Raw genomic sequence first — 15,279 nt, forward strand, 5'->3', positions numbered from 1 at the left:
CGATTAATGATTTATTTGAGCTGTGGAAGGTAAACGCGGTTCTGAATGTCTCTTAAAATCTGTCTCAAATATTGACTTCAATCCACAAATGTTCCAACGACTTCAACAGGTCAAACGGGACAACCGGTGGTACCAGTTGAAATTCCAGGCTACACTGTGGTTCCCGGTCAAGAGGTGACGATTCCAACAGATACAACACCAGTTGAAATTCACTACATCGCTAACGACCAAACCGTGACCGTTCATTATGTCTTTGAAAAGGCTGGCCAAGCAGCAGCCGCGCAGACAATCACCGGTAAAACTGATGCGACATTTAGTCCTACTTCTCCAGTGATTGAAGGCTATGTCGCTGATTCATTGATTGTTACGGGCAAGTATTTAGCGACAGGCAATGATTACACTGTGACTTATACCGGGACTGTGCACACATTTACATTCCAACCCAAGGATCCGGATGGAAACAACGTTGGTAATCCGATTGAAGTGACCGGTAAGACTGGCGAAGCAATCACGGTACCAAATGTGCCGGGTTATGAATATGTTGGTCAGGAAGTGAAAGTGCTAACCACGACTACTGAAGTTCCGCTTGTATATCAACCTACTGAACATACAGTGGTTATTACACCAATCGATAAAAACGGAAAACCAATTGGCGATGCGCACACAGTGACGGTTAAGACTGGCGAATCGCTGACAGTACCATTGATTCCTGGCTATACATTTACTGGAACTGTGCCAACCATTTCCGGCAACGGGGCAGTGACCTTGACATACACGGCCAACCCAGTTCCTAAAGAATCATCCGCTGAAAGCGTGACTAGCCAACCAACTAAACATGAAAGTGACAGCTCACCAGTCGCAGCAAAACAGGCAAGCTTGCCACAAACAGGAGAGGAGGAAAACTCAGAATTATCGGTCTTAGGAATTACAGGAACATTGATGACAATGTTTGGCTTATTCGGAATTGCTAGGAAACGAAAACGTAAAGATGAATAATTTGCAAGAATTTGTGAGATGAGCCAAAATAATCATTATGATTTGACTGATGGAACCAATTCTAAAAAAAGGTTGTACAAAAAAGGAGCCGTGAACAAAACTGATGTTTTGTTCACGGCTTTTTTTGAGTGCGCCCGGCATGGGCGCCAACTAGGTGGTGAAAGTCCACTGTGGGCCGTAGTAGTCGGAACCACTAGCCAAGGACAAGGGTGTCCACTATGAAGTGGAATCTGAAGGAAGTCTGAGGAGCAAAATACCGCACCAATGAACAAGAAGTAGCTATAAGGCCAGAACTGATTGGATAAGATTGCTCAACAAATCGAAGTCCGATACTACTCAAAATCACGATGGTAAAGCTAATGGTGACATGGTATGAAAGTTGACGTTCTTACCCGGGGAGGCCTGATAGACAAGTCCCGACAAGAAGAGCAATCAAGTTCTACAGGACAACTGTTTCAGTGATGGAATACTGAGTTTATCAGGAGTCAGCCGAGGCCATAGCAGTGACTTCGTCACGAAGGGCTGAACAGTAATAACTCACATTGATTATGGAGGTGGAATTTATGCGACGATCGCAGAAAACAGAAAACAAAGCTGACCACCAGTGGATGGTAGGTCTGGAAGACCAAGAACAAACTGGGGCGCGTAGGATGAATTCTAATGAAACAACGATGCTGAGTGGCATTAAGTTTGAACAACGCGTGTTGGATCGAGATAACTTGAATCTGGCCTATCAACGGGTTGTGCGTAATAAAGGTGTCGCAGGCATCGACGGAATGACCATCGATGATCTGTTAGGTTATTTGAGAGTTCATAAAACTGAACTTATTCATCAGTTGAATGATGGGACGTACCGGCCGAAGGCGGTTAAACGGGTAGAAATACCCAAACCAAATGGTGGCGTGCGAAAATTAGGCGTGCCAACGGTAATTGACCGAATGATACAACAAGCAATCGCACAAGTGATGTCTCCGATTTTTGAACAAGTTTTCTCAAATAATAGTTTTGGTTTTCGACCTAATCGAAGTGCGCAAGATGCAATTAAACGAGTGGTATCGCTGTATAACGAGGGTTACCACGTCGTGGTTGATCTTGATTTAAAGGCATACTTCTATACAGTCAATCATGATTTACTGATCAAGTATATCGAACAATATATTGATGATCCTTGGTTGATTAAGCTAATTCGAAAGTTTTTGACTAGTGGTGTTATGACTGGTTCAACCTTCGAAGCGAGTGTCGTGGGAACCCCGCAAGGCGGATCACTGTCACCACTATTGGCGAATATCTATCTCAATGAGCTGGATAAAGTATTAACGGAACGAGGTCTCCACTTTGTCCGATATGCGGATGACTGCAATATTTACGTTAAGAGTAAACGAGCAGGTCACCGGGTACTTGAGAGTATTAGTAGATTTCTGGAAAAGGATCTTAAAGTAACCGTCAATCGTGACAAAAGTAAAGTCGGGTCACCATTGAGATTGAAATTTCTGGGATTCTCACTGGGAGTTGGTAGGGGTGGTGCTTTCTCAAGGCCGTCAAAACAATCCCAAATACGGGTCAAACAGGAACTCAAACGAATTACGAAACGCAATCGCGGAATTTCACTTGAACAAATGTTTATGGAAATCACACGAAAAATGCGCGGATGGATTCAATACTACTCATCTGGTAAGATGACAAACTTCTTGAAACGAATAGATCAGTGGCTACGGTCTAGAGTTCGACAATACATCTGGAAATCATGGAAGAAAATCAAAACGAAGATCACTAACCTGAAACGACTAGGTTTGAATCAGAATGATGCTCGGCTAGCTGTTTATACCCGCAAGGGTTACTGGCGCACAGCACATAGCAAAACACTACTTTATACGTTAACAAACGAAAAACTGGAACAACTTGGATTGATGAATCTCTCCAAGGTATTCCAGTCTATTCAAAATGCTTAAATTACTGAACCGCCGTATACGGAACCGTACGTACGGTGGTGTGAGAGGTCGGTAGCTGAACTAATCAACTGCCTCCTACTCGATTTTCAGTGAATTGAATATAAATTGGTTTACCAAAAAAATCCAAGGTCGAAATCGACCTTGGATTTTTGCACAGTTTGTAAAAGAAAAGAGCAGCGAATGAACGCTACTCCTTGGATAATTATGATAAAGACATATCTACGACTTCACGACCAACAATCTTGCCGGCTTTCATTTCGTCGATGATATCATTAACTTCACTTAATTTACGAGTATGAACGATTGGTTTAACTTTACCTTCAGCACCAAATTGGAATGTTTCAGCTAAGTCTTGACGAGTACCAACAAGTGAACCAGCCACTTGGATACCATCTAAAACAGTTTTACCAATGTTTAATTCCATGTTACCAGTAGGAAGGGCAACGGCAACTAAACGGCCATCTGGACGAAGTGAATCAACAGCATCTGTAAATGCTTGAGCATTAACAGCGGTAACTTGAGCTGTATGAACACCACCAGTTAATTCTTGAATCTTTTGAGCAATGTTTCCATCGTGACGGTTAAGTATGATATCAGCGCCACATTCTTTAGCAGCACCTAATTTATCTTCATTACCATCAACTACGACAACATGAGCACCAAAGACATGTTTTGCATATTGAACGGCAAGGTTACCAAGACCACCGGCACCAACAACTGATACCCATTGACCTGGCTTTACGCCACCGGTCTTCAATGCTTTGTACATTGTAACTCCGGCACAAGTTAATGAAGTGGCTTCAACTGGGTCAAGGCCTTCAGGAACTTTAACAGCATAGTTAGCATCAACGATAACTTGTTGTGCCATGGCACCATCAACAGTGAAACCAGCATTACGGACGTTACGACAGAATGTTTCACGACCAGTTAAACAATATTCACAGTGTCCACAACCGCCAAAGAACCAAGCGATTGAAACACGATCGCCAACTTTAAGTGCAGTAACCCCTTCACCTAATTTGCTAACAATCCCAACACCTTCATGTCCAATGACACGGCCAGGGAAGGCACCATAATCGCCACTAGTAACATGCAAATCAGTGTGACAAAGACCACAATATTCAACATCAACAAGTGCTTCACCAAATTCTAGTGGGCGAAGTTCCTTGTCAATAATATCAACATAGCCATCTACTGCATCACGTACAACTGCTGCTTTCATAAACAATACCTCTTTCAATATAAAATATAGGGTTAAAGAAACTAATCAACTTACTCTAAAATGATAGCACTTACAGCGATAATCAGCAAGTGAAATTATGAACAAAAATGTTTAAATTTGTGTTGAAACTCTTAATTACTAGTTAGTTTGACTTACAAACTTTTTCACATGATGGATAAATGAAATCTACATTAAAATTTATCGTAAGAACATTTACCTGAATTATTCATAGTTCATAAAAATCCCGTCAGTTTTCGTATTTTTTCGAAAACTGACGGGTATGTCTTTATCTTTTGCTGAAATACGATGTTTATCAGTTCTAGCTAGTGAGATCTTTCAACTAACTCAGAATTGCTTTGAACTTTTGGATACACTTGTCCCTTGGTTGTACAGATTTTTTAATTTTGCCGGTTATTCAATAGCCTGGATACGCTGTAGAGCCTGGTAGAACAGCCGATGGTAAACATGATACGAGCTCAGCCGCAACTGAATGCGTCGGCCAGTATGCACAACACGTGCCGCAACTTTGAATAAACGGATCCGCAATGTGCTAACGCACAAGCCGGAATCATGTTTTGTCAGTGCTAGCTGCTTTAAAAAGTTGACAATATTGTAAGCCAGTACACTAACCATCATCCGGGAAGCATTGGCATTAAACGTTGAACTATCAGTCTTATCGAAAAAGAAACCTGTTTTAGCTTCTTTGATGTAATTTTCCATTTGGCCGCGTTTGTGATACAGTTCGAAGGCAGTTTCAGCCGTTAAATTAGTCAGATTAGTGACGATAAATTCATGTGAAAAGATCAGTTCACCAGCTACTCGAGTTGATTTAATATAAATCTGCCGTGGCTTAGGCCACGATGCTGATTGATAGATTTCAGAGTAGTAATGAGTCTCTTCCTCTTGCCACTGGGTTTGATCACTGATCTTGACGAACTTTTCAGCTAGATTCTGTAATTTTCGATTGCGTTTGAGTCGAATAAAGTAAAACACATCGTTGGCTTCACAGACATCGTAAACTTCTGGCGTGGCGAAGCCACTATCACCACGAACCAGAATGTCAGTCGTGGGCAGCTGAGTTTGATAATGCTTTAATAGTGGTGTTAAAAAAGCTTTTACATCTTTGCTGGTGTAGGCATTTCCAGGACGCAAGACAGCTTTCAATAAGTTACCATCTTGATCAGTTGCCAGTAATGGATGATATCCTTCAGTACCATAATGTGCGTTGTAGTTAGTGGCTTCCTGTTTGCCATAAGTGTCCGAGTGAGTTGAATCGATATCAATAATCGTGGCTGTCTGGTTGGTTAATAGTCGAACACGGTCGATCAAAGCCTCATTTAAAGTCTGTAATGTGCTAACACTATCTTTATCAAAGCGTTGCCAAAAACGTGATATTGTTGCTTGTGAAGCCAAAGACGGTTTATCCAATAATAATTTAAAAAGCGGTTCTTTTTCTAAAGAAGTTGCCGCAGAATCTGCGCTATAACCAGCAATAATCTGAAGAATTAACTGTTTTAAGATACTAGAATTACTGTGTTGACAATATCGTCGCTGGTCATTGAACCTCAATAGTTTGTCGGCCAAGATGGTGAACTGGAATTTTGCCATCAGCTCTACACACAATGTTAGCCCGCCATCGGAAGATAATTGACCACCCGTATGCGATACTAAAATGTTTTTGTTGAAATTTAATGCCATTTCCTGTAAAGTTTTCAATATAGAGTCCTCTTCTCTCATGTGGTTTTGTTTAGCAATTTAACTATACCAGAGCTGAGGCTCTTTTTGTGTACTTAAAAGGTGAAAATACAAAATACCCATCAAACGCGTGATGCATGTGTTTGATGGGTATTTTGCATATCTTTGTGAATAAATCAGGATTTACTATATTTGATGAGAAAAATATGATAATATGAAAAGGTATGTAAGAAATCGATAAAAATATTAAAACTTTTGTGAAAATGGAGCGTATTTGTGATGAGTAAAATTTTAATTATTGAAGATGAAGAGAATCTTGCCCGCTTCGTAGAATTGGAATTAAAACATGAAGGATATTCAGTTGATATCAAGCTTGATGGCCGTTCCGGACTCGAAGCCGCTATTACAACTGATTATGATGTAATTTTATTAGACTTGATGTTGCCTGAATTAAATGGTTTAGAAGTGGCCCGCCGAGTTCGTGAAGTTAAAAACACACCAATCGTAATGATGACTGCACGTGATTCCGTGATTGATCGAGTATCTGGCTTAGATCACGGTGCCGATGATTATATCGTTAAACCATTTGCGATTGAAGAATTATTGGCTCGTGTTCGCGCATTATTGCGTCGTATCAACATTGAAGACGAAAATAGCAATGGAAAAACTACTCAAACAATCGTGCGTTATCGTGACTTGGCTGTTGAAAAAGAAAACCGTATCGTTCATCGTGGTGATGAAGTAATCAACTTAACTAAACGCGAATACGATTTATTACTTCTTTTAATGGAAAACATTGATAAAGTGATGTCGCGTAGTTTATTACTGGAAACTGTTTGGGGCGCAGACTCAAAAGTTGAAACCAACGTGGTTGATGTTTATGTGCGTTATATCCGTAATAAGATAGACAAAGAAGGCACCGAAAACAGTTACATTCAAACCGTTCGTGGAACTGGTTATGTAATGCGTTCAAAATAACGATTTTTGGGGTTTTTGAATATTGGAAAATGCAACTAAATCAAATAAAAGAGAATATCGTTTATCATTAAAAGTTAAATGGGCACTGGGGACCGCGCTTGGCGCACTGGTCATCTTTGCTAGTTTAACTTTTGTTTTATTTAACGCGTTCACAGACAACTTACTTGATCAAGAAAAAAGCGCAATGAACCGTTCATTGGTCAATGTTGAAAAAAAGTTAAGTCAAAATTCAACTGACTTAAGCACACAAGCAGTAGCTAAACAAATCGGTGATAGCCAGTCAATGGAAACTAGTCGAAAAATCACACAGGATTTGAGTACTTCGAATACGGTGATTGCGGTCTTTGATCCAGACGGCAAAGAAATATATTCAACTGGGACGATTGATAAAAAGTTTAAGCCAGTCAAAAAGCAACAAGTCAGTTTGGCTGGTAAACATTTTGCACGACGATTGTTTGGGGTTGAACCAGTTATTTCAAGTAAAACCAATAAAACGATTGGGTATGTCTATATTGAAAATTCGCTGACGGCATTTTATCGGATTTTCCAACGCTTACTGATTATTTCCGCTTTAACGTTGGTCTTAATGGTCATAGCCAGTGGCTTACTCGGTTACTGTTTGTCGTATTTCTTGTTGCGACCAATTGATGATATTCATGATACGTTGGTAGCAATTCGAGACGATCCAACTGCTGATAATCGGGTGCCTAAATTATATCGACACGATGAACTTGGCGATTTGGCTCTGATGTTTAATGAAATGATGGACCGGATGCAGCGGTACATGGACCAACAATCACAATTTGTGGGGGACGTGTCACACGAATTGCGGACGCCGGTTGCAATTATTCAAGGGCACATGGAGCTACTTAATCGGTGGGGAAAAGACGATCCCAAAGTGTTAGCGGAATCCATTGATGCTTCATTGAAAGAAACTAAGCGAATGCAAGATTTGGTCCAAGAAATGTTGGATTTGAGTCGGGCGGAACAAGTTGAAACGAATTTTAAAGACGAAAAAACGGAAGTTGGCGAAGTTGTTCATCAAGTCTTTAATAATTTTAAAATGATTCATCCGGACTTCTTGTTCATCATGGATGATGACTTGAAGGATCGAATTGTTTCACCAATCTATCGAGATCATTTAGAACAAATCCTGATTATTTTGTCTGATAACGCGGTGAAGTATTCAACCGACCGCAAAGAAATTCATATTTCATTGTCACGGACTTTGAATCGTGTTGAAATTGGAGTTCAAGATTTTGGTGAAGGTATTTCGAAAGAAGATATGGCTAAAGTCTTTGACCGGTTCTACCGAGTTGATAAGGCTCGTAGTCGTAAAAAAGGTGGTAATGGACTGGGATTAGCCATTGCAAAACGCTTAGTCGAAGGCTATGGCGGAGAAATGACCTTGGAAAGTTCAGCCGGATACGGCTCGCTATTTAAGGTCACCTTACCAATTGTCGATGAAGATATCAAAACCTTAGACGATTAACTAGCCAAGCCAAATATAGGTACTAAAAAAGCTGTCCTTCAAAACTATGAGTTTTGAAAGGCAGCTTTTAAAATACCAATTTATTTATGATGTTGCTGTTTACCAGCATTCCGGTTTTGTTTCTTAGCTGGTTGATTATTTTTTGGAGCAATTTTGGTTGGTGATTCAATAATTGGTTTTACCACTTTTTTCTTCTCTGGGGGATTTTTCTTTAATTCAGCTTCAATATCACGTTTAATCTTAGGACGATAAAGGTTGATAATGATTGTTTGAATGATGGCAAAGATACCACCGATAAAGAAGTAAAGTCCTAATCCGGCAGATGAAATCATGGCCATATATCCAAGCATAATTGGGCTGACGAACATCATCATGCGCATTTGCTTCTTTTGGGCTTCAGGAATTCCAAGTGTTGATAGATAGCCTTGGATTAGGTAAGCCACAAATGAAAGAATAGCTAGGATAATACTTGGAGAACCAAGTTTAATGCCGTAGAACATCGCGTTAGATAAGTGAGAATAACGAATGGCTGCGTATAAGGCGGCAAAGACGGGCATTTGAATCAATAGTGGTAAGCATCCAATTCCACCGGTCATGCTAATACCATTATCTTTATAAAGAGCCATCATTTCTTGACTGATAGCGGCTTTTTCTTCAGGTGTTGTCGCAGTCTTTTGACGTTCTTGGATATCGCGCATTTCAGGTCCAACCATACCCATTTTTTCTTGTTGAATGGTTGATTTACGCATTTGGCTAATCATAATTGGTAGCAAAATCATTCGAACGACGAATGTAATGATAATAATTGCCCAACCGTATGAATAAGGGCCACCAAAGAAATTAGCAATCCATTCCATTAAGTGTTGTGTAGGCTTGGCGAGATATTCGTAAGTCATCCCATAAGGATTACCATTCTTGTCTTGGCGAACACAACCGCTTAAAGTAAGTGCTAGGACCGATATTATCGCAATTAGCGATATTTTTTTATTTCTCATTTTAATAAATCAATTCCTTTTTCTTCATATTAGTTTCACAAACATAGGATAATATACCACGGAACAAGTCCTCAACGCCACTAACTTTTTCAAACTTTATCTGATTTGAAAGTCGATAAATGATTGAAGGGGCTGATTGACCACATCAACATATTCGACTGAAGCCAGTGGAGTAGGGCCGTTTTGTACTCTTTTGGTGAATTCTGCAATCATTCAGGTTGGACCTTCTGCTTCTATATATACATCCCCATTAGGTAAATTTTTAACAAAACCTTTAATATTCAACCGTTGAGCCAGTGACACGACTGACCAGCGGAAACCGACACGTTGAACTCGTCCCGTCACAGTTATTTTAATAGATTCCATGTTAAGACCTCCGTTATGACCCTTGTCATGGTATAATAGCACAATTGGAGTGAATAAATTTGGAAAACATATCATCGACACAAAACCAAAAAGTAAAAAACTGGACAAAGCTCGCCACAAAGAAGCAAAGAACTCGCGAAGGCAGCTATCTTTTAGATGGTTGGCACTTAGTACAAGAAGCACTTAATTATGATGCACCAATTAAAGCAATTATGGTGACACAAGAACAGTTTGATTTGCATAATCAAGATTTTAAAGACATCGACGAAATCTATATCGTCACGTTTGAAGTTATGCAACATATCACTGATACAGTGACACCACAAGGAATTGCTGCTGAAGTTGGGATTCCTGTTGCATATACCGAAGTACCAAATGAATTGTCTGGCACCTGGTTATTAATGGATGAAGTTCAAGATCCAGGTAACATAGGTACCATGATTCGGACCGCAGATGCTGCCGGCTTCACTGGTGTTGTTGCTGGTAACAAAACGGCTGACATTTTTTCACCAAAAGTAGTTCGTGCAATGCAAGGTAGTCAATTCCATATTGACGTTAAGCAAGGTTCAACTTTGGATTGGATTGATATGCTACATGCTGAAGGAATTCCGGTTTACGGAACTGAATTAAACAAAGATGCAGTGGATTATCGTGAAATTGAAAAAAGTGATAGTTTCGCATTAATTATGGGTAATGAAGGCAATGGCGTTCAACCGGCAGTCTTAGAACGGACTTCCAAGAACCTGTATATTCCAATTGCTGGGAAAGCAGAATCGTTGAATGTCGCTGTTTCAGCCGGGATACTAATGTTTGAATTAAAGAAATAATTTGAGCGTTATAGTTTACTTTTATTTAGTAAGCATGTATCATACCTTTGAGTTAATAAAAAGGAGAACTAAATGAAGAAAAATGCATGGCAACATGATAGTGAATATGTAGAATTGATTAGCGATTTAATCGACACTGATGAGGTTCAAAAATTAGCTACTTATACCCATCATCACAACTCAGACCGGTTGCAACATTCTCTATCAGTTTCATTTGATAGTTATCGGATTGCGAAAAAGTTACATTTAAATTATCGTAGCGTTGCTCGTGCAGGTTTACTTCACGATCTTTTTTACTACGACTGGAGAACCACTAAATTTGATTTAGGTTCTCATGCTTTTATTCATCCCCGGGTGGCTTTACGTAACGCTGAAAAGCTCACACCTTTGAATGACATGGAAAAGGATATCATCTTGAAGCATATGTTTGGCGCAACCTTAGCCTTACCAAAATATCGTGAAAGTTTGCTGGTTTCATTAGTGGATGATTACGAAGCTGAACGTGAATTCTTTGCACCAATGCGTGCTCGTGTAGAATTATGGTTGAAAGTTCGGACTACTTTATAATATAATAGTTGAATAAGTTAAATGATTGGAGGGGTTAACGTGGATCAAGTAATGATTGATACAACAGAAAAATTAGCACTTTGTCCTAAGTTTGAAGAAACATTTGTCATTCTTGGTAAAAAATGGAATGGTTTAATTGTCGAGCTACTTTTGAAAGAAAACGTCTTGAGATTTAAAGATTTCGTTGCCGGAATCGGTAAATGTAGTGATCGTGTTTTAGTTGAACGATTGCGTGAACTTGAGAGTGAAGGAATCGTTACGCGAAACACGCATCCCGGTTCAGTCTCAAAAGTTGACTATTCATTGACCGACAAAGGTCTAGCTCTCAAACCCGTTATGGAAGCTGTTCATAACTGGGGCGACGAATGGATTGATTAGTTAATTATTGTTTTAATGTCACACGTATTAAAAACGTTGATGGAAGTTAGTAGCAAATGTATTTGGTTAGGAAGTTCTTATCAAGACTGAAAGTAAGAACCTGAATCATTTCCGAATTTCACTTCCGTAGTTGATACTTAATCGTACTCCGGTTAATCACCGTTACCGATTTCTAAGTGTATAGCATGTTGCTATAAACTAGGGTGGTACCGCGATACTTCGTCCCTTTTCAGGGGCGGAGTTTTTTTATTTTGAAAAAGGAGAGTTCAAATGGGATTACAAGATAAGTTAAATGATTTACTGCAACAAGGACTGAAGCAAGTCGAAGAAAGTGTTAACCTCGAATCGATTAATGATGTACGAGTAAAAATGTTAGGTAAAAAAGGCCCAATCACTGAAGTGTTACGTGGTATGCGTGATTTGAGTGCTGAAGAACGTCCCAAAGTTGGTCAATTTGCTAATGAAGTTCGTGATCAATTAACCAATGCAATTGATGAACAAAGAGCCAAACTTGAAAATGCAAAGTTAAATGACCAATTAAAAAAAGAAGCGATTGATGTAACTTTACCGGGTAACAGTGTTGCTCAAGGTCAACCGCATGTGATTCAACAAATTATTGATGAATTAGTCGATCTATTTATTGGGATGGGATATGTCGTTGCTGAAGGCGGTGAAGTTGAAGAAGATCGTTATAACTTCGAAATGCTAAATTTACCTAAGGACCATCCAGCTCGTGATATGCAGGACACTTTCTATGTGACCCCAGAAATTTTGATGAGAACTCAAACTTCACCTATGCAAGCGCGGACGTTGGAAACACATGACTTTAGCAAGGGACCACTTAAAATGGTTTCCCCTGGGAAAGTTTATCGTCGTGATACCGATGATGCCACCCATAGTCACCAATTCCATCAAGTGGAGGGCTTGGTTATCGGGAAGCACATTACGATGGCTGATTTAAAAGGAACCCTAGAAGTCGTGGCGCAAGATTTATTCGGCGATGAATTAGAAGTTCGTTTGCGTCCTAGTTACTTCCCATTTACGGAACCATCAGTTGAAGCAGATATTACTTGCTTTAATTGCCATGGTAAAGGTTGTGCTGTCTGCAAATATACTGGATGGATTGAAGTGCTAGGTGCCGGTATGACTCATCCTAATGTACTTAAAATGGCCGGTGTGGATCCAGAGGAATATGGTGGATTTGCATTTGGTCTTGGACCAGATCGTTTTGCAATGCTCAAATATGGTGTGAATGATATCCGTGATTTCTACCAAAATGATGTACGTTTCTTAACGCAATTTGATCAGAAGGGATAATTAAAACAAATGAAAGTTTCTTATAAATGGCTTCAAGAATATTTGGATATTGACGTAAAACCCAAAGATTTAGCAGAAAAATTAGCACGGACATCGGTTGATATTAATGATGTCTATTCACCCAGTGATGGTTTAACCAAGCTCGTTGTTGGTTATGTAACTAGCCTTAAGCCACATCCAGATTCAGATCATTTAGCAATTTGCCAAGTTAATATTGGTGAAGCTGAAGATGTTCAAATCGTATGTGGCGCACCTAATATTGCTGCCAATCATAATGTGATTGTAGCTTTACCAGGCGCACGGATTGGCAATAATATTAAAATTAAGCGCAGCAAAATGCGTGGTGAACTTTCTGAAGGGATGATTTGTGCACTTCAAGAAATTGGTTTTACCGAAAAAGTTGCACCCAAAGCTTATGACGAAGGTATTTGGTTCCTACCTGAAGAAGCTAAACCAGGGGAATCTATTTTTCCATATTTAGGTATGGATGATGTAATTATCGATACTGATATCACACCTAATCGTGGTGATATGTTCAGCATGCGCGGTAACGTGAATGATATTGCGGCTTTTTATGATTTAAAACCACATTTTACTGAGAAAAAAGTAGTTGAAAATAGTGATGAACAAACATCAGATTTAATTAGTGCTGCCATTCCAAATCCAGAAATTGCTCCAACGTACAAATTACGAGTAATTAAAGATGTTCAAATTGCTGACAGCCCATTATGGCTTCAAATTAAATTATGGAATGCTGGGATCCGTCCAATTAATAATGTGGTTGACGTTACCAACTATATTTTAATTAAATATGGTCAACCATTGCACAGCTTTGATTACAATAAATTACCTAGTCATGATATTAGTGTCCGTCATGCTCATCAGGGCGAAGAATTTGTTACGTTAGATAAAGATACCCGTGAGTTGATTGCGGAAGATATCGTGGTAACTGCAGGTGATAAGCCTGTTGCCTTGGCAGGAACAATGGGTGGGTTAGAAACCGCCATTTCTGATGACACCACTGCGGTGACTTTGGAATCTGCTATTTTTGATTCAATCTTGGTTCGTAAACAAGCCCGCCGCTTAGACTTACACAGTGAATCATCTACCCGGTTTGAACGAGGCATTGATCCAGCAACAGTTGAAACTGCAGTTGATGAAGCTGCCCAAATGATTGCCGAATTAGCTCATGGGACAGTAACCACTGGTATTGTGACCGGTTCAGAAACGAAACCTAAACCAGTGATTGTCAAAGTGACTCTGGCTCGGATTAATCATGTGTTGGGGACTTCATTAGTGGCTCAAGACGTAACCGACATCTTCAACCGATTAGCCTTTGTCAGTGAATTTAACGGAGATACCTTCACCGTTGACGTACCAACTCGTCGTTGGGATGTAAACATTGAGGCCGATTTGTTAGAAGAAATTGCTCGAATCTTTGGTTATGATAATATTCCATCTACTTTACCTGCTCAAACTAACAATGTGGGTGGATTGGATGCGGAACAAAAATTAATTCGTTCATCACGTCATGTCTTGGAAGGTTTAGGCTTAAACCAAGCCATCAGTTACTCATTGACAACAATTGAGAAGGCACAGCAATTCCAAATTACGAATGGTGGCACGCCGATGGTCTTGGATTATCCAATGAGTCAAGATCACGTAGCTACTCGGATGAACTTAATTAGTGGATTACTAATTGATGTGGCGTATAACGTTGCTCGTTCACAAGAAAACATTGCATTGTACGAACAAGGTCGAACATTTGTACCAGTTGCAGCTGATCAACGTCCAACTGAAGAAGAACATATTGCCGGTGTTGTGACGGGTAAATTGTTAACTGATACTTGGCATAATAAGACCGAGGCAGTTGATTTTTACCAGATTAAAGGTATCGTTGAACAATTCTTACAAAATATGGCGCTAACTGGCAATGTCACTTTTGTGGCTAATACGGCTCGCAAAGAAATGCATCCTGGACGGACAGCAGATATTTTATTAGATGATCAAATTATCGGTTACGTTGGAGAAATTCATCCTAACACGGCCAAAGAATATAAGATTCCTGAAAGTTATGTGTTTGAATTAAACCTAGAACCAATTATCGCTAATGATAAGATTGCGCGTCATTATCAAGAAATTAGTAAATACCCATCAATTACTCGTGATATTGCGATGTTAGTCAACGACTACATTACCAATCAAGAAATTGTGTCGTTGATTCAAGACAAGGGTGGGGCTTTCTTAACTGACGTGACTCTATTTGATGTTTATCAAGGTACCCATGTCCCAGAAGGTAAAAAATCACTTGCCTATTCATTAACGTATCAAGACAAAAATGAAACTTTAGTTGAAGACAAAGTTAATCAAGCATTTGATAGAGTGACCGCAAAATTAATCGAAGAATTCGATATTACGGTGCGTTAATTATTAAAGATTGGTTTACAAATTGTGAATCAGTCTTTTTTATTTTATAATGGGGCGTGCAATCAAATTT

At 39.5% G+C, this 15,279-nt stretch carries 14 protein-coding genes; 10 read left to right on the top strand and 4 right to left on the bottom strand.

The window, feature by feature from the left end; all coding sequences use genetic code 11:
* Positions 1-126: 126 nt before the first annotated feature.
* The 3 genes from F0161_RS05160 (at position 127) to ltrA (ending at position 2,945) form a co-directional block, all read left to right on the top strand.
* On the top strand, positions 127-996 hold the full coding sequence (locus F0161_RS05160; protein ID WP_150203920.1) for an LPXTG cell wall anchor domain-containing protein: 870 nt from the start codon (positions 127-129) through the stop codon (positions 994-996).
* Positions 997-1,014: 18 nt separating this feature from the next.
* Positions 1,015-1,218 (top strand): hypothetical protein, encoded by a 204-nt coding sequence (locus tag F0161_RS05165; protein WP_150203921.1) that lies wholly within the window; start codon positions 1,015-1,017, stop codon positions 1,216-1,218.
* Between the two features lie 341 nt (positions 1,219-1,559).
* The gene (gene ltrA / locus F0161_RS05170) at positions 1,560-2,945 is read left to right on the top strand and encodes a group II intron reverse transcriptase/maturase (RefSeq protein ID WP_150204643.1); all 1,386 of its coding nucleotides are present in this window, start codon (positions 1,560-1,562) and stop codon (positions 2,943-2,945) included.
* A 202-nt stretch (positions 2,946-3,147) separates the two neighbouring features.
* On the opposite strand, the gene adhP is transcribed toward ltrA, so the two are convergent.
* The gene (adhP, locus tag F0161_RS05175) at positions 3,148-4,167 is read right to left on the bottom strand and encodes an alcohol dehydrogenase AdhP (RefSeq protein WP_150203922.1); all 1,020 of its coding nucleotides are present in this window, start codon (positions 4,165-4,167) and stop codon (positions 3,148-3,150) included.
* A gap of 411 nt (positions 4,168-4,578) precedes the next feature.
* Entirely contained in the window at positions 4,579-5,883 is a 1,305-nt protein-coding gene (locus F0161_RS05180) for an IS1380 family transposase (RefSeq protein ID WP_150203923.1), read from the bottom strand.
* A gap of 258 nt (positions 5,884-6,141) precedes the next feature.
* Here F0161_RS05180 and F0161_RS05185 point away from each other — a divergent pair, with 258 nt between their 5' ends.
* Positions 6,142-6,840, top strand: a complete 699-nt coding sequence (locus F0161_RS05185; RefSeq protein WP_137602669.1) for a response regulator transcription factor — start codon at positions 6,142-6,144, stop codon at positions 6,838-6,840.
* Positions 6,841-6,862: 22 nt separating this feature from the next.
* Positions 6,863-8,332, top strand: coding sequence for a HAMP domain-containing sensor histidine kinase (locus F0161_RS05190; protein ID WP_137602668.1), 1,470 nt, complete (start codon positions 6,863-6,865; stop codon positions 8,330-8,332).
* 80 nt (positions 8,333-8,412) lie between these two features.
* On the opposite strand, the gene yidC is transcribed toward F0161_RS05190, so the two are convergent.
* Positions 8,413-9,327: a membrane protein insertase YidC gene (yidC, locus tag F0161_RS05195; RefSeq protein WP_150203924.1), complete on the bottom strand. Its 915-nt coding sequence runs from the start codon at positions 9,325-9,327 to the stop codon at positions 8,413-8,415.
* Positions 9,328-9,540: 213 nt separating this feature from the next.
* Positions 9,541-9,693 (bottom strand): acylphosphatase, encoded by a 153-nt coding sequence (locus F0161_RS05200; protein ID WP_150203925.1) that lies wholly within the window; start codon positions 9,691-9,693, stop codon positions 9,541-9,543.
* Positions 9,694-9,752: 59 nt separating this feature from the next.
* On the opposite strand from F0161_RS05200, the gene F0161_RS05205 reads away from it, so the two are divergent.
* From F0161_RS05205 to pheT, 5 genes are all read left to right on the top strand, one after another.
* Entirely contained in the window at positions 9,753-10,520 is a 768-nt protein-coding gene (locus tag F0161_RS05205) for a TrmH family RNA methyltransferase (RefSeq protein ID WP_137602665.1), read from the top strand.
* A gap of 72 nt (positions 10,521-10,592) precedes the next feature.
* Positions 10,593-11,087 (top strand): HD domain-containing protein, encoded by a 495-nt coding sequence (locus F0161_RS05210; protein WP_150203926.1) that lies wholly within the window; start codon positions 10,593-10,595, stop codon positions 11,085-11,087.
* Positions 11,088-11,138: 51 nt separating this feature from the next.
* The gene (locus F0161_RS05215) at positions 11,139-11,465 is read left to right on the top strand and encodes a winged helix-turn-helix transcriptional regulator (RefSeq protein WP_150204644.1); all 327 of its coding nucleotides are present in this window, start codon (positions 11,139-11,141) and stop codon (positions 11,463-11,465) included.
* Positions 11,466-11,735: 270 nt separating this feature from the next.
* Positions 11,736-12,782 carry a phenylalanine--tRNA ligase subunit alpha gene (gene pheS, locus F0161_RS05220; RefSeq protein WP_150203927.1) on the top strand — a complete coding sequence of 349 codons (1,047 nt, stop codon included), beginning with the start codon at positions 11,736-11,738 and terminating at the stop codon, positions 12,780-12,782.
* Between the two features lie 9 nt (positions 12,783-12,791).
* Positions 12,792-15,209, top strand: a complete 2,418-nt coding sequence (gene pheT, locus F0161_RS05225; RefSeq protein ID WP_150203928.1) for a phenylalanine--tRNA ligase subunit beta — start codon at positions 12,792-12,794, stop codon at positions 15,207-15,209.
* The last annotated feature ends 70 nt before the right edge of the window (positions 15,210-15,279 follow it).

Source organism: Paucilactobacillus nenjiangensis, from assembly GCF_008632615.1.
Taxonomy (GTDB): Bacteria; Bacillota; Bacilli; order Lactobacillales; family Lactobacillaceae; genus Paucilactobacillus; species Paucilactobacillus nenjiangensis.